Annotated in this window: 16 protein-coding genes; 11 read left to right on the top strand and 5 right to left on the bottom strand. The window is 74.9% G+C overall.

Annotation, left to right across the window (positions count from 1 at the left end; genetic code table 11):
• The first annotated feature begins 26 nt into the window (after positions 1-26).
• Together PHY01_RS07475 and PHY01_RS07470 are read left to right on the top strand one after the other, a co-directional pair.
• Positions 27-971 carry an electron transfer flavoprotein subunit alpha/FixB family protein gene (locus PHY01_RS07475; protein WP_141277793.1) on the top strand — a complete coding sequence of 315 codons (945 nt, stop codon included), beginning with the start codon at positions 27-29 and terminating at the stop codon, positions 969-971.
• Between the two features lie 116 nt (positions 972-1,087).
• Positions 1,088-1,861, top strand: a complete 774-nt coding sequence (locus tag PHY01_RS07470) for a GNAT family N-acetyltransferase (RefSeq protein WP_141277792.1) — start codon at positions 1,088-1,090, stop codon at positions 1,859-1,861.
• Between the two features lie 130 nt (positions 1,862-1,991).
• Here the strand turns inward: PHY01_RS07470 and PHY01_RS07465 are convergent, their stop codons facing one another.
• Positions 1,992-2,981: an IS256 family transposase gene (locus tag PHY01_RS07465; protein WP_370467396.1), complete on the bottom strand. Its 990-nt coding sequence runs from the start codon at positions 2,979-2,981 to the stop codon at positions 1,992-1,994.
• 50 nt (positions 2,982-3,031) lie between these two features.
• Between PHY01_RS07465 and PHY01_RS28085 the strand changes: the two genes are divergently transcribed.
• The 3 genes from PHY01_RS28085 to mnmA are packed head-to-tail and all read left to right on the top strand — an operon-like array spanning position 3,032 to position 6,445.
• Positions 3,032-4,111: a lysophospholipid acyltransferase family protein gene (locus PHY01_RS28085; RefSeq protein WP_141277791.1), complete on the top strand. Its 1,080-nt coding sequence runs from the start codon at positions 3,032-3,034 to the stop codon at positions 4,109-4,111.
• 58 nt (positions 4,112-4,169) lie between these two features.
• Positions 4,170-5,381, top strand: a complete 1,212-nt coding sequence (locus tag PHY01_RS07455) for a cysteine desulfurase family protein (RefSeq protein WP_281283601.1) — start codon at positions 4,170-4,172, stop codon at positions 5,379-5,381.
• Entirely contained in the window at positions 5,381-6,445 is a 1,065-nt protein-coding gene (gene mnmA / locus PHY01_RS07450) for a tRNA 2-thiouridine(34) synthase MnmA (protein ID WP_141277789.1), read from the top strand. The genes PHY01_RS07455 and mnmA overlap by 1 nt, the downstream gene beginning before the upstream one ends.
• A 95-nt stretch (positions 6,446-6,540) precedes the next feature.
• Here the strand turns inward: mnmA and PHY01_RS07445 are convergent, their stop codons facing one another.
• Both PHY01_RS07445 and PHY01_RS07440 read right to left on the bottom strand, forming a co-directional pair.
• Positions 6,541-7,323: a hypothetical protein gene (locus tag PHY01_RS07445; RefSeq protein WP_141277788.1), complete on the bottom strand. Its 783-nt coding sequence runs from the start codon at positions 7,321-7,323 to the stop codon at positions 6,541-6,543.
• Between the two features lie 73 nt (positions 7,324-7,396).
• Positions 7,397-8,797, bottom strand: a complete 1,401-nt coding sequence (locus PHY01_RS07440) for a multicopper oxidase family protein (protein WP_170183694.1) — start codon at positions 8,795-8,797, stop codon at positions 7,397-7,399.
• 111 nt (positions 8,798-8,908) lie between these two features.
• On the opposite strand from PHY01_RS07440, the gene PHY01_RS26295 reads away from it, so the two are divergent.
• The 6 genes from PHY01_RS26295 to PHY01_RS07410 all read left to right on the top strand — a co-directional run bounded on the left by PHY01_RS26295 (position 8,909) and on the right by PHY01_RS07410 (position 16,697).
• Positions 8,909-9,733, top strand: a complete 825-nt coding sequence (locus PHY01_RS26295; RefSeq protein WP_170183693.1) for a DUF1206 domain-containing protein — start codon at positions 8,909-8,911, stop codon at positions 9,731-9,733.
• A 25-nt stretch (positions 9,734-9,758) separates the two neighbouring features.
• A complete protein-coding gene (locus PHY01_RS07430; RefSeq protein ID WP_141277786.1) occupies positions 9,759-10,988 on the top strand; it encodes a uroporphyrinogen decarboxylase/cobalamine-independent methonine synthase family protein in 1,230 nt (409 codons plus the stop codon).
• Positions 10,989-11,163: 175 nt separating this feature from the next.
• Positions 11,164-13,533, top strand: coding sequence for an NAD-dependent DNA ligase LigA (ligA, locus tag PHY01_RS07425; protein ID WP_246085755.1), 2,370 nt, complete (start codon positions 11,164-11,166; stop codon positions 13,531-13,533).
• Between the two features lie 84 nt (positions 13,534-13,617).
• Positions 13,618-14,337, top strand: coding sequence for a 3-keto-5-aminohexanoate cleavage protein (locus tag PHY01_RS07420; protein WP_141277784.1), 720 nt, complete (start codon positions 13,618-13,620; stop codon positions 14,335-14,337).
• Between the two features lie 88 nt (positions 14,338-14,425).
• Entirely contained in the window at positions 14,426-15,496 is a 1,071-nt protein-coding gene (locus PHY01_RS07415; RefSeq protein WP_141277783.1) for a ferredoxin reductase, read from the top strand.
• A 121-nt stretch (positions 15,497-15,617) separates the two neighbouring features.
• Positions 15,618-16,697 (top strand): fatty acid desaturase family protein, encoded by a 1,080-nt coding sequence (locus PHY01_RS07410; RefSeq protein WP_141277956.1) that lies wholly within the window; start codon positions 15,618-15,620, stop codon positions 16,695-16,697.
• A gap of 122 nt (positions 16,698-16,819) precedes the next feature.
• Here PHY01_RS07410 and PHY01_RS07405 read toward each other — a convergent pair whose 3' ends face one another.
• The gene (locus PHY01_RS07405; protein WP_141277782.1) at positions 16,820-17,983 is read right to left on the bottom strand and encodes a PucR family transcriptional regulator; all 1,164 of its coding nucleotides are present in this window, start codon (positions 17,981-17,983) and stop codon (positions 16,820-16,822) included.
• On the bottom strand, positions 17,983-18,639 hold the full coding sequence (locus PHY01_RS07400) for an ACT domain-containing protein (protein WP_141277781.1): 657 nt from the start codon (positions 18,637-18,639) through the stop codon (positions 17,983-17,985). Before PHY01_RS07400 ends, PHY01_RS07405 begins: the two co-directional genes overlap by 1 nt.
• Between the last annotated feature and the right edge of the window lie 18 nt (positions 18,640-18,657).

Here is an 18,657-nt window from a genome sequence, read left to right as displayed (position 1 = left end):
TTCGACGAGAAGAAGAGGAGACAGTCATGGCTGAGGTACTGGTCCTCGTCGACCACCTCGAGGGTGAGATCAAGAAGTCGACGTTCGAGCTGCTGACCGCCGCCCGCACGCTGGGCGAGCCGTCCGCGGTCGTCGTCGGCCCGGCGGGCACGGCGGCCAAGCTGGCCGACGGTCTGGCCGAGCACGGCGCCGAGAAGATCTACGTGGCCGAGACCGACGACACCGCGTTCCTGACGCCGGAGGTGTCGGTGCTGGCTGGGCTGATCGAGTCCGCGTCGCCCGCCGCGGTGCTGATCGGCGTGTCCGCCGACGGCAAGGAGATCGCCGGGCGCCTCGCGGTGCGCACGAACTCCGCGTGGCTCAACGACGTCGTGGGCCTGTCGGCCGACGGTGTCACGCACTCGGTGTTCGGTGGCGCCTACGTCGCGGAGGCCAAGGCCAACACCGCGCACCCGGTGATCACGCTGCGCCCGGGCTCGGTGGAGATCGAGGCGGCCGCGGGTGCGGGCGCGCAGGAGACCGTGACGGTGTCGGTCGACGGGCGCAACGCGTCGGTCACCAGCCGGGAGCCGATCGTGGGCGGTGACCGTCCGGAGCTCACCGAGGCCTCGGTCGTCGTCTCCGGTGGTCGCGGTGTGGGCTCGGCCGACGACTTCGGTGTCGTCGAGGGCCTGGCCGACACCCTGGGTGCCGCCGTCGGCGCCTCGCGGGCCGCGGTGGACTCGGGCTACTACCCGCACCAGTTCCAGGTGGGGCAGACCGGCAAGACCGTGTCCCCGCAGCTCTACATCGCGCTGGGCATCTCGGGTGCGATCCAGCACCGGGCCGGGATGCAGACGTCCAAGACGATCATCGCGGTGAACAAGGACGCCGAGGCGCCGATCTTCGAGATCGCCGACTTCGGTGTGGTGGGCGACCTGTTCACCGTCGCCCCGCAGCTCAAGGACGAGATCGCCAAGCGCAAGTCCTGACGCTCGCCCGTCGAATTGCAGGAAGGCCACCTTCACGCCATCTGGTTGCGTGAAGGTGGCCTTCCTGCAATGAGGGTGAGGGCCGCGGGCCACCTCGGGGGGCTACCAAGACCCGTGTGACCGCATCGCAGGTTCTCGCCGCGACCCCACCGGCCGCCGCCTCCCGCTACTCGCTGCTGCTCACCACCGACGACGCCGAGGTCCGGGCCGCCCAGCGGCTGCGGCACCGGGTGTTCGCCGGGGAGCTGGGGGCCGTGCTGCACAGCCCCGAGCCGGGTCTCGACGTCGACCGGTTCGACGCCTTCTGTGACCACCTCGTCGTCCGGGAGGACGCCACCGGCGAGATCGTCGGCACCTACCGGATGTTGCCGCCACGGCGCGCGGCGGCGGCGGGGGCCCTCTACGCCGAGGGCGAGTTCGCGATCGGCGCCCTGGACCCGCTGCGCCCCTCGCTCGTCGAGACCGGCCGCTCGTGCGTGCACCCCGGCCACCGCGACGGCGCCGTCATCAACCTCGTCTGGGCCGGGATCGCCCGCTACATGCTGCTGACCGGCAACCGCTGGCTGATCGGCTGCGCGAGCGTCCCGCTGGCCGACGGGGGAGCGCTCGCGGCCTCGGTCGCCGAGCGGGTGCGGACCGCGCACCTCGCGCCGCCGCGCTACCGCGTGACGCCGCACCGGCCGTGGCCCGTCCCGGCCGTGGCGGCCCGCTCCCCGCTCCCGCCGCTGCTGCGCGGCTACCTGCGCCTGGGCGCGTGGGTCTGCGGCGCCCCCGCGCACGACCCCGACTTCGACTGCGCCGACTTCCCGGTCCTGCTCGGCCTCGACCACATGGACCCCCGCTACGCCCGCTTCTTCCTGGGCCCCGACGTCCTGGGCCCCGACGCATGACCCCCCACCCCGCGAGTCCCCCGTTCCCCGTCCGCGAGTCCTCCGTTCTCCGTCCGCGAGTCCCCCGTCTCCCGCGTGCGAGTCCCCCGTTTCCCGGGGCCGGGTCGCGGGATCCCGTCCCCGCGCCGGGTCAAGTCCGCTGGCGTGGTGTGTGGCAGCTGATGCGTGATCTTCTTGTGTCGGTCAGGCGCTCAGCGCCGGGATGGAGCTTCTCGGCAACGGCGTCGAGGACCCGGTCGAACTGGGCGTGCACCGAGACGCTGTCGGGTTGGTCGTAGACCGAGTGCAGCAGAGCGCGCACCCACGGCCAGGACGCTTTCGGGGTGGCGGCCATCAGGTTGGCCGCGTAGTGGGTGCGGCACCGCTGCCAGCCCGCTCCGGGCAGGGTGGCGCCTATCGCGGCGACCAGGCCGTTGTGGGCGTCGGAGGTGACCAGACGGACCCCGGACAGGCCGCGGGCGGTGAGGTCGCGGAAGAACCCGAGCCATCCGGCGCCGTCCTCGGCGGAGGTGACCTGCAGCCCGAGGATCTCCCGGTGCCCGTCGGCGTTGACACCGGTCGCCACGAGGGCGTGGACGTTGACCACCCGGCCGCCCTCGCGGACCTTGAGCACCAGGGCGTCCGCGGCGACGAAGGTGTAGGGGCCCTGGTCGAGGGGGCGGGTGCGGAAGTCCGCGACGTGGGCGTCGAGCTCGGCGGCCATGGTCGAGACCTGCGACTTGGACAGCCGGGTGATGCCGAGGGTCTCGACCAGCTTCTCCATCCGCCGGGTGGAGACTCCGAGCAGGTAGCAGGTGGCGACCACGGTGGTCAGGGCCCGTTCGGCGCGACGGCGGCGCTCCAACAACCAGTCCGGGAAGTACGACCCGGAGCGCAGCTTCGGGATCGCCACGTCGATCGTGCCGGCGCGGGTGTCGAAGTCGCGGTGCCGGTAGCCGTTGCGGGTGTTGGTGCGGGCGTCGCTGCGTTCGCCCCAGCCGGCGCCGCACACGGCGTCGGCCTCGGCGGACATCAGGGTGTTGATGAAGGTGGTCAACATCTGGCGCAGTAGGTCCGGCGAGGCCTGGGACAGCTGTTCGTGCAGGAACTGGGCAGGGTCGATACTGCTCGGTGCGGTCATCGCGTGGTCGTCCTTCTGGGTGCTGTGAGAGGTCTCCAGAAGATCACGCGATGGCCGCCCTACACGAGCTTGCGCCCGTCACCGGGCCGGTCGAACACCACCTTGGTGGACGCCACTCCGCGCCGGACGTCGCGGCGCACCGCGCCGCCCCGCCGTCGGCCTGGGTCCCGGTGCCGGTGTGCACCCCGTCCTGCCTGCCGGCGGAGGAACCGGGGGTGGGAGCACTGCGGTTCGCGTCGCGGCTGGGCGGGTTGGTCGTCGTCCTGGTCGCGGCGGTGGTGGGGGTGACCGCTCTGCGCGGAGGGGCGCGCGAGCGCTGGCTCCGCGCCTGTGCGTCGGGTGCGCTGCGGGCGGCGGGTGTCCGGTTGGACGTGACGGGCGGCCCGTCACGTCGTCGGGTCGACGGGGCGGGCGGTGGTCCGGGATTCCGCGACATGCGGGCCGCGAGACGGGGGACTCGCAGGCGGGAAAAGGGGGACTCGCGCGCGGGGAACGGGGGACTCGCGGACGGAGAACGGGGGACTCGCGGGGGTGGGGTGCTGGTGGTCGCCAACCACCTCTCCTGGATCGACGTGCTCGCCCTGTACGCCACCTGGCCTATGCGGCTGCAGGCCAAGCACGAGGTACGGGCCTGGCCGGTGATCGGGTCGCTGGCCTCCCGGACGGGTGCGCTGTTCGTCGACCGGGCGGGCCTGCGCGACCTGCCCCGCACCGTCGCCGGCACCGCCGACGCCCTGCGCGCCGGTGGCACCGTCGGGGTCTTCCCCGAGGGGACGACGTGGTGCGGCGCGGCGGCGGGCACGTTCCGGCGCGCCGCGTTCCAGGCCGCGATCGACGCCCGCGTGCCCGTGCGGCCCGTCGCGTTCACCCTGCGGCTCGCCGGCGGGGAGGCCACCGCCGCCGGGGCCTTCGTCGGCGACCAGACGCTGTGGGACTCCCTGCGCCGGGTGCTCCGGCTGCCCGGACTCACCTGCGGGATGACGGTGCTGGCCGACATCGACCCCGCCGATCGGGACCGCCGCGGCCTCGCGGCCGCCGCCGCGACGGCTGTGGGGGCCGTCACCGGCACGCCGCACCCGGGCGCGGTGGGACACCGATCCGCGGGCCGGCCGGTCCCCGTCGCCGCGTAGGTCCGCGGACGGGCGACTATCCTCGGGTCGACCCAGCGACACGGGAAGGCCATCTGACGTGACGCCACCGAGCGCCGGCTCCAGGTACCTCGACCACGCGGCGACCACGCCGATGCTGCCCGAGGCCGTGGCCGCGATGTGCGAGGCGCTGTCCCGCACCGGCAACGCGTCGTCGCTGCACTCGGCCGGGCGCCGGGCCCGCCGCGACGTCGAGGAGTCCCGCGAGCGCATCGCCGCGGCCGTCGGCGCGCGGCCGTCCGAGGTCGTGCTGACCACGGGCGGCACCGAGAGCGACAACCTCGCGGTCAAGGGCCTGTTCTGGTCACGCAACGCCGCCGACCCCCGTCGCGTGCGCGTCCTGGTGCCCGGCATCGAGCACCACGCGGTCCTGGACTCCGCGCTGTGGCTCGCCGAGCACTCCGGCGCGCAGGTCGAGCTGCTGGCCGTCGACGGCGCCGGTCGCGTGCAGCCCGAGACGCTGCGCGCCGCACTGGCCGCGGTGCCCGAGACCGTCGCGCTGGTGTCGGTGATGTGGGCCAACAACGAGGTCGGCACCGTCAACCCGATCCGCGAGCTGGCCGAGGTCGCCCACGACTTCGACGTGCCGCTGCACACCGACGCCGTGCAGGCCGTCGGGATCCTGCCGGTCGACTTCGCGGCATCCGGCGTCGACGCGCTCACCCTCACCGGCCACAAGCTCGGCGGACCCTACGGCGCGGGCGCGCTGCTGCTGGGCCGCACCGTCGAGCTGACGCCGCTGCTGCACGGCGGCGGGCAGGAGCGCGACGTGCGCTCCGGCACGCTCGACACCCCGGCCGTCGTCGGGCTGGCCACCGCCGTCGAGCTGTCGGTGGCCGACGCCCCGCGCCGCGCCGCGATGCTCAGCGGCCTGCGCGACGACCTGATCGGCAAGGTCCGGGCCACCGTCGGCGACGCGACGCTCAACGGCGACCCCGGCACCGGCGAGATCGACGGCGGCCCGTCCCGCCTGCCCGGCAACGCCCACCTGTCCTTCCCCGGCTGCGAGGGCGACTCGCTGCTGATGCTGCTCGACGCGCACGGCATCGAGTGCTCGACCGGGTCGGCCTGCACCGCGGGCGTCGCGCAGCCCAGCCACGTGCTGCTCGCCATGGGCGCCGACGAGGCCACCGCCCGCGGGTCCCTGCGCTTCTCCCTTGGCCACACCTCCGGTCCCGAGGACGTCGACGCGGTGGCGGCGGTGATCGGTCAGGTCGTGGAGCGGGCGCGGCGGGCGGGGGTCTCCCGCTGATGCGCGTCCTGGCCGCGATGAGCGGCGGCGTCGACTCCGCCGTGGCCGCCGCCCGCGCCGTCGACGCCGGGCACCACGTCGTCGGGGTGCACCTCGCGCTGTCGGAGACCCCGGCCGCGCTGCGCGGGGGCTCCCGCGGGTGCTGCTCCAAGGAGGACGCCGCCGACGCCCGCCGCGCCGCCGACGTCCTGGGCATCCCGTTCTACGTCTGGGACTTCGCCGCCCGGTTCAGCGCCGACGTCGTCGACGACTTCGTGGCGTCCTACGCGGCGGGGGAGACCCCCAACCCGTGCCTGCGGTGCAACGAGAAGATCAAGTTCTCGGCCCTGCTGGACCGCGCGCTGGGGCTGGGCTTCGACGCGGTCTGCACCGGCCACTACGCGCAGCTGCGGCAGGGGGAGCTCAGCCGGGCCGTCGACGTCGACAAGGACCAGTCCTACGTCCTGGCCGTGCTCACCGCGCACCAGCTGCGGCACGCGATGTTCCCGCTCGGCGACACCCCCAAGCCCGCGGTCCGCGCCGAGGCCGCCGCCCGTGGTCTGCGGGTCGCCGACAAGCCCGACAGCCACGACATCTGCTTCATCCCCTCCGGCGACACCCGCGCGTTCCTCACCGCGCGGATCGGTACCCGCCCCGGCGCGATCGTCGACACCTCGGGGGCCGAGCTGGGCCGCCACGACGGCGTGCACGGTTTCACCGTCGGCCAGCGCAAGGGCCTCGGCGTCGACGCCCCCGCCGCCGACGGCCGCCCTCGCTACGTGCTGGGGATCGAGCCGGTCTCGGGCACCGTGCGGGTGGGGCCCGTGGAGGCCCTCGACGTGCACGCCATCGACGCCGCCGCCGCGGTGTGGAGTGCGGGTGCGGCACCCGCGGAGCCCTTCGCCTGCACCGTCCAGGTGCGCGCCCACGGCGGCCTGGCCCCCGCCGTCGCCCATCCCGGGGTCGACGGCCGGCTGCGGGTGGAGCTGGGCGAGCCGCTGCGGGGGGTGGCGCCGGGTCAGGCCGTGGCCCTCTACGACGGCGACGTGGTGCGCGGCAGCGCCCGCATCACCGCCGCCCACTGACGCCGTCCGTCCCCGCCTCTCGGGAATTGCAGGAAGGCCACCTTCACGCAACTAGGTTGCGTGAAGGTGGCCTTCCTGCAATTCGGTGACCCCCCTCAGGCCACCGTGATCTCGGTGATCATGCCCTGCAGGTGGTGCGGGAGCTCGCCCTCGTCACCGACCGGGCAGAGCAGGAAGTACTTCCCCGGCTCGAGGTCGGCGAGCATCCCGGCGCTCTGGCCGGGTGCTGCGGCCGCACCGCCGGGCACCAGGTCGACCATCCCGAACAGCTCCTCCATCGGCGTCGCGGTGAACTGCTCGATCGTCATCGCCGGGTCCTTGGCCCGGGCCAGCAGCGCGACGTGGAACTGGTCGTCGGTGCTCTCGTTGCTCAGCAGCAGGCTGACGGGGCCCGCGTCGAGCGTGGCGGGGGCGCCGGAGAACTCGAAGTCGGTGCCGACCAGGTCGATGTTCTGGTAGCCGCAGTTGTCGTGCGCCCAGGTCTCGTAGCCGAGCAGGGCGCCGGTGAACGCGGGGTCCTCGAAGTCGGGCGTGGTGCCCTCGGTCGCGGCGGCCTGCACGACCGGCTGCAGCGCCGTCAGCGACGGGGCCAGCTCGGGGGGAGCGGCGGCCAGTGCGCCCTCGAGCAGCGGCGTGATCGAGGCACCCCACTCCATGACGGCCTCGGGCGGCGGCGGCCCGTCGGGGCCCTCGTCGGGGGTGGGGGTGGTGTCGAGCGCGAGCAGGTTGGTGCACGCCGTCTCCGCGGAGGCGGCCGCGGGCGCGGGTTCGGCGGGCGCCGCGGGCGCGGCGGGGGCCGGGGCCCCGCCGCAGGCGGTCGTCACGCCGAGCAGCGCGGCGGCGAGGGCGGCGGCGGCGAGGGGGCGTCGGGCGTTCATGGTCTCTCCTGGTGTCCGGGTGTCGAATCGAGCCTAGGAACGGTGTCGTCGCTGGTCAGGGGTGCTGCCGCGATCATTCGGGGGTGTTTCCCGCACCCCCGCCGTGCTCGAAGGGGGTGCTGACCCCCTCGTAGAGGAGGTGCATGACCATCCCCGCGGACGCGTGGGCGAGGTTGTGGCAGTGGTCCATCCAGATGCCGGGGTTGGCGGCCCGGAAGGCGACCTCGTAGGTCTCCCCGGGTTCGACGCCGAGCGAGTCGGTCCACCACGCGCTCCCCGTCGCGGGCACCCCGTCGCGCGACAGCACGCGGACGTGGTGGCCGTGCAGGTGCATCGGGTGCGGGTCGGTGCCGTCGTTGCGGATCGTGACGCGCACCAGTTCGCCGTCGGTGACGGTCGCGGGCTCCGGGTGCAGCGACCCGTTGATCGTCCAGACGATCGAGGGGACGCCGCGCTGCGTCACGCGCTCGGTGTCGAGCACCTGGGTGAGGTCGCGGTCGAACGGCCCGGTCTCCGGCGGCGCCGGGGTGCCGTAGTGCAGCGGGTCGAACACCGGCCCGTCCCCCGCCGGCGGCTCGGGGTCGGTGCCGAACCCGACCGCCGGGCCGTCGACGATCCCGACGGTCGCGGGCCCGGTCAGCCCGACGTCGAGCCGGCCGCCCGCCGGGACCCGCAGCACCGTGCCGCGCAGCGGGGTCGGGCCGTCGACGTCGGTGCCGTCGATCGCGAGCACCGTGAACGGGCCGCCGGTGACGGTCCAGTCCTGCGTCACCGAGTCGGTGTTGACGAGCCGGACGCGGCCGACGGTGTCGCGGCGCGCCGGGCCGTCGACGACGGTGCCGACGTCGTCCCAGGTGTGGGCGGCGAGGACGGCGTCGGGGCCCGAGCCCGCGGCGGGCTCGACGACGAGCACCCCGAACAGCCCACGCGGCACGGTGCGCGCGGAGTCCTGGTGGGAGTGGTACCAGAACGTGCCGACCTGCTCGGGCCGGAACCGGTAGACGTGCTCGCCGCCCGGCACCACCGCGTCCTGCGTGACGCCCGCGACGCCGTCCTCGGCGTTGGGCACGTCGAGGCCGTGCCAGTGCAGGGTGACGCCCTCGTCGACGTCGAGGTTGCGCAGCGTCACCTCGACGAGCTGCCCGGCCCGGACCCGGAGCTCGGGCCCGGGGGCGGTGCCGTCGAAGGTGAGGGCGTCGACGGTCGCCCCCGTCGGCAGCGTCACGGCGGCGTGCCGCGCGGTGAGGGTGAACGCGACGTCGGGCACGCCGTCGCGGGGACCCGTGAGGTCGGTGACGGAACGCCCGGCGTGCCCGGCGTGCGTGCCGTGCCCGCCGCCGTGGGCGCCGACGGGGGCGGCCGGCGGGGCGGCACCGGCGTGCGCGACCACCGTCACGACGCCCGCGCCGAGCAGCGCGATCGCCCCCGCGGCGAGCAGGGAGGGCAGGGTGCGCAGCAGGCGTGCGGTGTCCACCCGTCGAGGGTCGGGCGTCGGGGGCGGCCCGGGGGAGGGTGGCAGCACCCCACCCGGCGGACGCCAGCACGACCGGCGTGGCAGGCTCGTCCGACCCGAAGGAGGCGCGCCGTGTCCGAGACCCCCAGTGATGTGGGCCAGGGGACCCCCAGCGAGGTGGGCGAAGGTGCCGGGATCGTCCTGCGGACGGTCGGCCGGGTGGGGCTGGTGTCCTACGGGCTCGTGCACGTGCTCGTCGCGGCGCTCGCCGTGCAGGTGGCGTTCGGCGACCGCGAGCGGGCCGACAAGAAGGGCGCGCTGCAGGCCGTCGCCTCGACGGGGCCCGGGCTGGTGCTGCTGTGGGTGGTCGCGGTCGGGCTCGCGGCGCTGGTGGTGTGGCAGCTCGCGGAGGCCGTGCTGGGCCATCGCGGGGTCCCGCTGCGGCAGCGTGCGCTGCGCGTCGCGATCAACCTCGCCGAGGCCGGGTTGTTCGGCGTGCTCGGCTGGTCGGCGGCGTCGACCGCGGCGAAGGGCGGCGCCCCGTCGTCGCAGCCCTCGTTCGCCTCGGTGGTGCTCGGCTGGCCGGGCGGACCGGTGCTGGTGGGGCTCGCGGGGGTCGCGGTCGTGATCGGGTCGGCGTACGCGGTGCGCCGCGGGGTGCAGCACACGTTCCTGCGCGAGCTCGACCTGCGCGGCGCCGGGCTGCGCCGCTCCACCCTCGTCACGTGCGTCGGGCAGGTCGGCTGGATGGCCCTCGGCGTCGCCTACGGCGTGCCGGGGGTGCTGATCGTGATCGCCGCGGTGCGCTACGACCCGGCGTCCCCGACCACCCTCGACGCCGCCCTGCAGGTGCTCGCCGACCAGCCCTACGGGCCGCCGCTGCTCGTGCTGCTCGCCCTGGGACTGATCGCGTTCGGCGTCCACTGCCTGTTCGACGCCCGCTACCGCAAGGCCTGAGGTCCCCGCCTGGTAGACAGCGGGCATGAGCACCGACGATCCGCTGGCCGCCGCGCTCGCCGCCGCCGGGCTCGCCCCCGCCCCGCCCGAGCCGGAGGACCCGCTGGCCGCCGCGCTGGCGGCCGCCGGCCTGGGCGGTGGCGCGCCCCCCGCGCCGTCCCGCGTCACCCTGGTCGAGCAGCCGGAGGAGGACACCGGTCCCGTCGAGCTGCCGCGCTGGCCCGACGGCGCGGCCACCGGGATCGGCTCGATGCCGGGCACCGACGTCCGCGAGGCCGCCGGGGTCGTCGCGGGGGAGCTCCCGCTGCTGCCGCACCTGCCGGAGCTGCCCGCACGCGGCGTCGGCGCGGACATGATCGGGCGCACCGCGGGCCTGCTGGTCGACATCGCGGTGGACGTCCGGCCGTCGGGTTACCGGGTCGCCGCCCGGCCGGGCCGCGACCACCAGCGCGCGGTCGACCTGATGCGCTTCGACCTCGACGCCCTCCAGGAGGCGTGCGAGCCGACCCGCCCGGGCTGGGTGAAGGTGCAGGCCGCCGGCCCGTGGACGCTCGCGGCCGGCGTCGAGCTGCGCACCGGGCACCGCGTGCTCACCGACCACGGGGCCGTGCGCGAGTTCGCCGCGAGCCTCACCGAGGGCCTGCGCGGCCACGTCGCCGAGGTCGCCGCCCGCACCGGGGCGCAGGTGCTGCTGCAGCTCGACGAGCCGTCGCTGCCCGCCGTGCTCGGGGCCCGCATCCCGACACCGTCGGGCTACGGCACGGTCCGCGGCGTCAGCGAGCGGGCGGCGTCGGAGGTGCTGCGCGACCTGATCGCCGCGCTCGGCGTGCCCGTCGTCCTGCACTGCTGCGCCGACGACGCCCCGCTGCGGCTGCTCGGCGGGGTCGGGGCGGTCGCGGTGTCGGTCGACGCCACCCGGCCCGCGGTGTCCGGCCGCACCGCCGAGCCCGCCGCCCTCGACCGCATCGGCGAGCTGTGGGACGCCGGCACGCCGCTGCTGCTCGGGCTGGTCCCGGCGGTCGAGCCGGCCGGGCGGGTCACGTCGCGGCGGCTCGCACAGCCCGCGTTCGACCTGGCCGACCGGCTGGGCTTCGACCGCGTCCGCCTCTCGTCGCTGTGCGTCCCCACCCCCACCTGCGGCCTCGCCGGCGCCTCCCCGCGGTGGGCCCGCCGCGCACTGGCGCTGAGCCGGGAGCTGGGCGCCGCCTTCCTCGACCCGCCCGACGAGGACCCCGCCGCGGACGCCCCCGCCTGACGCCCCCGCCCCCGCCCCGCCCGCGAGTCGCGACATTCCCGCCCGCGAGTCGCGGGATCCGCGCCCGCGAGTCCCGCGCCGCCCGTCCGCGACCGGCGCGCCACGCCGACGGTCTGCTCCGCCCCGGGGGCCGAGCCGGCCGACACTGTCGGGGGGCCTCGGTAACCTCGCCGACGTGAGCCCCGCACCCCACGCCGAACGGCACGCGCAGCTGGCCGAGGAGGTCTCCGGACACCTCTTCCGGTACCACGTCCTCGACGCGCCGATCATCTCCGACGGCCAGTTCGACGAGCTGTGGCGCGAGCTGCTGGCGCTGGAGGAGGCGCACCCGGAGCTGGTCACGCCCGCCTCTCCCACCCAGCGCGTCGGCGGGTTCTCCACGGTGTTCACCGCGCACGACCACCTGGAGCGCATGCTCAGCCTCGACAACGCCTTCGCCGCCGACGAGCTGCGCGCGTGGGCCGAGCGGGTGGCGCGCGACATCGGCTCGGAGCAGGTGCACTACCTCTGCGAGCTCAAGATCGACGGCCTGGCCGTCAACCTGCTCTACGAGGACGGCAGGCTCACCCGCGCGCTCACCCGCGGCGACGGGCGTACCGGCGAGGACATCACGCTCAACATGCGCACGCTGGAGGAGGTCTCCGAGCAGCTCACCGGCACCGCCGAGTTCCCCGTCCCGGCCCTGGTGGAGGTGCGTGGCGAGGTCTACTTCCGGTTGGCCGACTTCCAGGCGCTCAACGCGCAGATGGTCGAGGCGGGCAAGCCGCCGTACGCGAACCCCCGCAACACCGCGGCCGGGTCGCTGCGGCAGAAGGACCCCCGCGTCACCGCGTCGCGGAACCTGCGGCTGATCTGCCACGGGTTCGGCAGGCGCGAGGGGTTCACCCTGGTCCGCCAGTCGCAGGGCTACGACGCGCTGCGGGCATGGGGGCTGCCGGTGTCCGAGCGCACCGTCGTCCTCGAAGGCGTCGACGAGGTCGTGGCGCACACCGAGTACTGGGGCGAGCACCGCCACGACATCGAGCACGAGATCGACGGCGTGGTCGTCAAGGTCGACGAGGTGGCGCTGCAGCGGCGGCTCGGGTCCACCTCGCGGGCGCCCCGGTGGGCCATCGCGTTCAAGTACCCGCCCGAGGAGGCCGTCACCACCCTCCTCGACATCGCCGTCAACGTCGGGCGCACCGGCCGCGTCACCCCGTTCGCGCAGATGGAGCCGGTGGTCGTCGCCGGGTCCACGGTGTCGATGGCCACGCTGCACAACGCGCACGAGGTGAAGCGCAAGGGCGTGCTGATCGGCGACCGCGTGGTCATCCGCAAGGCCGGCGACGTCATCCCCGAGGTGCTCGGACCCGTCGTCGACGCGCGCGACGGCAGCGAGCGCGAGTTCGTCATGCCCACGCACTGCCCGGAGTGCGGCACCGCGCTCGCGCAGCAGAAGGCGGGCGACGCCGACCTGCGCTGCCCCAATTCCCGGTCCTGCCCCGCGCAGCTGCGGGAGCGGCTGTTCCACGTCGCCGGGCGCGGGTCGTTCGACATCGAGGGCCTGGGTTACGAGGCCGCCGTCGCGCTGCTGCAGGCCGGGGTCGTGCGCGACGAGGGCGACGTCTTCTCCCTCACCGAGGACGACCTGCTGCGCACCGAGCTGTTCCGCACCAAGGCGGGGGAGCTGTCGGCCAACGGGCGCAAGCTGCTGGTCAACCTGGAGTCGGCGAAGGACCGGCCGCTGTGGCGCGTGCTGGTCGGGCTGTCCATCCGGCACGTCGGCCCCACCGCGGCCCAGGCCCTGGCCCGGGAGTTCACCTCGATGGAGGCGATCGAGGCGGCGGCCGAGGCCGCGGCCCGCGACACCGAGGCCGCCGGCCTCGTCATCACCTCCGACGGGTCGGCGGCGGAGGCGGACGACCCGGCCACCGACGTGCCCGAGCCCGTCGACGCGGGAGGGCCCGAGGACACCGGGGCCGGGCACGACGCGGCCGGTCACGGGGGCGCGGACGGGGCCGCCGGCGCGACCGCCCCGGGGGACGGCGCGGAGCCGGCCGGGCCGTCGGCGGAGGAGCGGGCGCTCGCGGCCGAGAAGCAGGCCCGGGCCGACGCCCGTGCCCGGTCGAAGGCGCTGGCCGCGGCCCTGGCCCCGATCGCCGGGGTCGAGGGGGTGGGGCCGACCATCGCCGCGGCCCTGCGCGACTGGTTCTCCGTCGACTGGCACCGCGACGTCGTCGCCCGGTGGCGCGCGGCCGGCGTGCGGATGGTCGACGAGGTCGACGCCACGGTCCCGCGCACGCTGGACGGCATGTCGATCGTCGTCACCGGCTCGATGGAGGGCTTCTCCCGCGACGAGGCGAAGGAGGCCATCACCGCCCGCGGCGGCCGGGCCGCGGGCTCGGTGTCGAAGAAGACGGCGTTCGTCGTGGCGGGCGACGCACCCGGGTCGAAGTACGACAAGGCGTTGGAGATCGGTGTCCCGATCCTCGACGAGTCGGGCTTCCGGGTCCTGCTCGACCGCGGGCCCGAGGCGGCCACCGAGGTGGCCACGATCGGGGGCTGACGGACGGGTTCGTGGGGTCTCCACACGGACGGGGTGCCGGATCGTCGGCCGGGCTACGATCCGCCCTGTGAGGGGAGTGTGCCGGTGCTGCAGGCAGTTCTGAACGGATCGCGTCCCGCCGACGCGCACCCGGCGCTGCCCGTGCTGGCCCGCCATCTCGCCCGGGACGCCCGGGCGGTGGCCCTGCACGGCATCGCCTCGGTGCACGTCCACCCGCGGGGGCCCGACGCCGAGGAGACCCTCGACCCGGTGCACGTCGCCGACGCGGTGGCCGCCATCCGCAACGAGGTGCCGCACATGGAGATCGGGGTGACCACCGGCCGGTGGATCCAGCCCGACCCGCGGTTGCGCATCGAGGCGGTACTGGCCTGGGGCCGGCTCGGGATGGGCAAGCCCGACGTCTGCTCGGTCAACGTGCACGAGAAGGGCTGGACCGACGTGTGCGCGGCCGCAGCCTCGGTCGGCATCGGCGTCGAGCTGGGGGTGTGGACCGGCGGTGACGCCGTCACGCTGCGCACCACCGGGATCCCGCCGGGCACGGTGCGGGTGCTCGCCGAGTCGACGGTGCCCGACCCCGACACGGCCGTGGCCGAGGGCCTGCGCATCCTGCGCGCGCTGGGCACGCTCGACGTCCCGGTGCTGCTGCACGGCGAGGAGGACGGCGCCTGGCCGGTACTCGAGTACGCCATGCGCAACAACCTCGACACCCGCATCGGCTTCGAGGACGTCCTGGTCCGGCCGGACGGCTGGCTGGGCACCGGCAACGACGACCTGGTGGAAACCGCCCTCAAGCTGCGCTTCTGACCGTTCTTTGGGTTCTGCCACAGAAACGGGCCGCTCGTCGTGGCCGAGGCCGTGGTGTCTCGTCGAAAAGCGCAATACGGTTGCGGTCATGGGTGTTCTGGGTGCGATCGGCCGGCAGGCCTACACGGCAGCGGGATGGCTCACGCAGCCCCTGCTGCCCGACGACCTGCTCGGCACGCTGAACCCGATGTGGTCCGCGAGCGAGCCGCACGCGCGCGTCGTCGGCCTGCGCCGGGAGACCGCCGACACCACGACGCTGCTGCTCAAGCCGGGCCGGGCACGCACCCGGCACGTGCCCGGGCAGTTCGTGGGCGTCGGGGTGCGGCTCGACGGGGTGTGGCACTGGCGCACCTACTCGGCCACCTCCCGGCCCGCCGACGACCTGCTCGCCGTCACCGTCACCGCGATCCCCGGCGGTGCGGTGTCCGGGGAGCTGGCACACCGCACGCCGGTCGGCACGGTGCTGCGCCTCGGCCCGCCCGCGGGCGAGTTCGTGCTCCCGCAGCCGGTCCCGGAGAAGCTGCTGTTCGTCACCGCGGGCAGCGGCATCACCCCGGTGATGGGGATGCTGCGCGAGCTGGCCGCCACCCGACCCGACGCGCTCGACGGCGCGGTGCTCGTGCACTGCGACCGCACACCGCGCGACGTCGTCTTCGGCCTGGAGCTGCGCGCGCTGGCCGCGTCGACGGGGCTGCGCCTGGTCGAGCGGCACACCGCGCTGGAGGGCCGGCTGAGCCCGGACGCGCTCGGCGACTGCGTGCCCGACTGGGCCGCGCGCCAGGCCTGGATCTGCGGCCCCGCGGGCATGCTCGACGACCTCACCGCCCACTGGGAGCGCTCCGGCGACCCCGACGCGCTGCACGTCGAGCGCTTCGTCCCCCCGGCCTTCGCCGGCGACAGCGCGGGCGGCACCGTCTCCTTCACCACCAGCGGCATCGCCGCCGAGGCGGGCCCCGGCACCCCGCTCATGGTGGCCGGGGAGGCCGCCGGTGCGGTCCTGCCCAACGGGTGCCGCATGGGCATCTGCCACACCTGCGTCGGGCGCCTGCGCTCGGGCGCGGTCCGTGACCTCAACACCGGCGAGCTGTACGACACCCCGGGCGACACCGTCCGGACCTGCGTGTCGGGCGCCGCCGGTGACGTCGAGATCGAGCTGTAGGGAGATCCGCATGACCATCGCCATCGACCGACCCACCACACGCGTCAACTCGGTGAAGAAGGCCGAGCCGGTCGTCGTCGAGAACCCGCTGCCCAGCCGCATCGCCGGGACCGTCCCCACGATGGCGCCGAGCGCCGCCGCGCACCTCACGCCCGAGCAGCTCGACGCACTCGCCGCCGAGCTCGACGCGATCCGCGACGAGGTGCTGGGCGGGCTCGGTGAGTCCGACGCCCGCTACATCCACAACGTCATCAAGCTCCAGCGCAGCCTGGAGATCGCCGGCCGCGGGGCGCTGATCTTCTCGCTGAACCCGGCGGCATGGGTCGCGGGCACGGCGGCGCTGTCGGTCGCCAAGATCCTCGACAACATGGAGATCGGGCACAACGTCCTGCACGGCCAGTGGGACTGGATGAAGGACCCGAAGATCCACTCCACCACCTGGGAGTGGGACCACGCGTCCACCTCCAAGGCCTGGCAGAAGTCGCACAACTACGAGCACCACACGTTCACCAACGTGCGGGGCAAGGACCGCGACCTGGGCTACGCGGTCATGCGGGTCACCCCCGAGCAGCCGTGGAAGCCGATCGACCTGATCCAGCCGCTGACGAACTTCGGTCTCTCGCTGGTGTTCGAGTGGGGCATCGCGATCTACGACATCGAGCTGGAGAAGGTCCAGGAGGGCACCAAGCCCTGGTCGCAGGCCAAGCAGGAGCTCAAGGCGCTGTGGCGCAAGACTCGTCGCCAGCTCGCCAAGGACTACGTGCTCTTCCCGCTGCTGTCCGGCCCGGGCTTCGTGCAGACGGCCGCCGCCAACCTGACGGCCAACACCGTCCGCAACATCTGGTCGCACGCGGTCATCTTCTGCGGGCACTTCCCCGACGGCACGGAGACCTTCGAGGAGTCCCGGCTGGAGAACGAGACGCAGGGCGAGTGGTACGTCCGGCAGATGCTCGGCTCGGCCAACCTCACCGGCAGCCCGACGTTCCACCTGATGACCGGCAACCTGAGCCACCAGATCGAGCACCACCTGTTCCCGGACGTGCCGAGCAACCACTACGCGAAGATCGCCCCGCGGGTGCGCGAGATCTGCGACCGCTACGGCCTGCCCTACACCGCCGGCCCGCTGCCCAAGCAGTACTTCAAGGTGCTCCGCAAGATCTTCCGCTACGCCTTCCCCGGCGGCGCCCCGAAGACGGCCTGACCCGCACCGCCCGCCTGAGGCAGTAAAGCCACTTTCCCGCCATCTCGTGGCGGGAAAGTGGCTTTACTGCCATTTCGGGGCGGGGCCATTTCGGGGCGGGGCGGGGCGGGGCGGGGCGGGACTCAGGACGGCGTGGCGGGGGGTGGGCTGCGCAGGGCGATCGCCAGCTCCAGGCGGGCCAGCGGGTCGTCCAGCGCACCGCCGAAGGTGTCGCGGAGCTGGGCGAGGCGGTAGCGCACGGTCTGCGGGTGCACGTGCAGGGCCCCGGCGGTGGCGGTGACGTCGCCGTGCGCGTCCAGCCAGGCCCGCAGCGTCTCCTCCGCGCGGGCGCCGGCGCCGGCGGGCAGCCCGTCCAGCGGGGCGAGTGCGCGGGTGCGCAGGTCCCGGGCCAGCTCGGGCTCCCCGGCCAGCAGCAGCGCGAGCAGGTGCTCGTCGGTGCGGACCAGCCGGTCGACGTCGCCCAGCCCCTTCGCGGCGTGCAGCGGCCACGCGGCGCGGGCGCGGGCGATGGAACGGTGCGCCTCCCCGGCCTCGACGACCGGGCCCAGCACCGCGCGCCGGTTGCCGATCCCGGCGCGGACGCGCTCGACCCAGCCGGTCCGGTCGACCACCGGTACGAGCGCGAGGCCCACCGGGTCCAGGTCGGCCCCGATCGCCGACGGGATCCGGGCGGCCACCTCCACCACGTCGGTGACGGCGAGCGCGGCCAGCCGCGGGGGCACCGGCCAGTTCGCCGCGGCCGCGGCCTGCTCGACCTCGGCGGCGGGGGCGGGCGGGTTGCGCGAGAGCAGCTCGACGAGGGCGTGCCGCCGCGTCTGCAGCGACCCCGCCCGGCTCGACTCCTCCGCCGCCCACCCCGCCACCGACGCCGCCGAGAGCTGCTCGATGTAGGTGAACAGCGCCTCGGCGAGGGCGAAGATGACCTCCGGCGGCAGCTGGCGGGCGGTGGCGCTGGCCCCGAGCCTGCGCCACAGCAGCCGGCTGCCGACCTGGTAGGCCGACTGCAACGCGGCCAGCGTCCGCCCCTCCCGGTGCTCCAGCTGACCCAGCGCCCGGTAGACGCGGGTGTCGGTGAGGGCCTCGTCGCGGCCCAGCAGGTCGACGAACTGGCTCAGCGCCACCGACACGCCCTCGGTGATCCGGGAGCCGAAGCGGCCGGTCAGCGGGCGGGTGTAGTCGGGCACCTCGGCCCGCACGACGGTGATGATCTCGTCGATGGCCCCGTTGAGCTCGGGCCGGACCGCCGCACCGACCCAGCTCGGCACGCGTGCCCAGGGGCGGTCCATCAGGTGCCGAGGATGGTCGTCACGATCCCGGCGAGGTGTGCGAGCCGGGCCAGCTCCGAGGGCCGGAACACCGGCCCCCCCGGGCGTCCGACGACGAGCGCGTGCGGCGTCGACGGGCCGAAGGGTGCCGCGGCCAGCTCGGTGTCGAGGTCGGTCCACGGCTCGGGGACCCGGTGGATCTCGGGGTCGACGGCGATCGCGCGCCGCAGCGGCAGCCACGGCAGGTCGGCGGCGCGGGTCTCGGGTGCGGCGCTGCTCTCCGCGATCCGGTAGGCGCGGGTGCCCTCGCGCGCCGCGACCAGCGCCCAGCCCGCACGGAAGATCCGCGGCACGCCCTCGGCGAGCAGCTGCAGGCCGTGCCCGGGGTCGACGGTGATGGCCTCGATGAGCTCCAGCTCGCGGTGGGTCTCCAGCTTGCCCGAGTGCGGGCGCACCGACTCGACCTGCACGCCGGGCACCGACTCCGCCGCGGTGATGAGCACGTCGGGTGGGCGGCCGGTGGGCAGCTCGACGGCGAGGTCGTCGACGGCGTGCCCGCGCGAACGCTCGACGACGTCGACGCCCAGGATGTCGGCTCCCGCGGCGCCCAGGGCGGTGGCGACGGCCCCGAGGCTTCCCGGCTTGTCCGGGAGCACCACCCGGAGCAGGAACGACACGCCACGCCTCCTCGACCC

The organism is Pseudonocardia hydrocarbonoxydans (assembly GCF_006539565.1).
Classification (GTDB): Bacteria; Actinomycetota; Actinomycetes; order Mycobacteriales; family Pseudonocardiaceae; genus Pseudonocardia; species Pseudonocardia hydrocarbonoxydans.
This window is presented reverse-complemented; position numbering and strand designations above follow the sequence as displayed.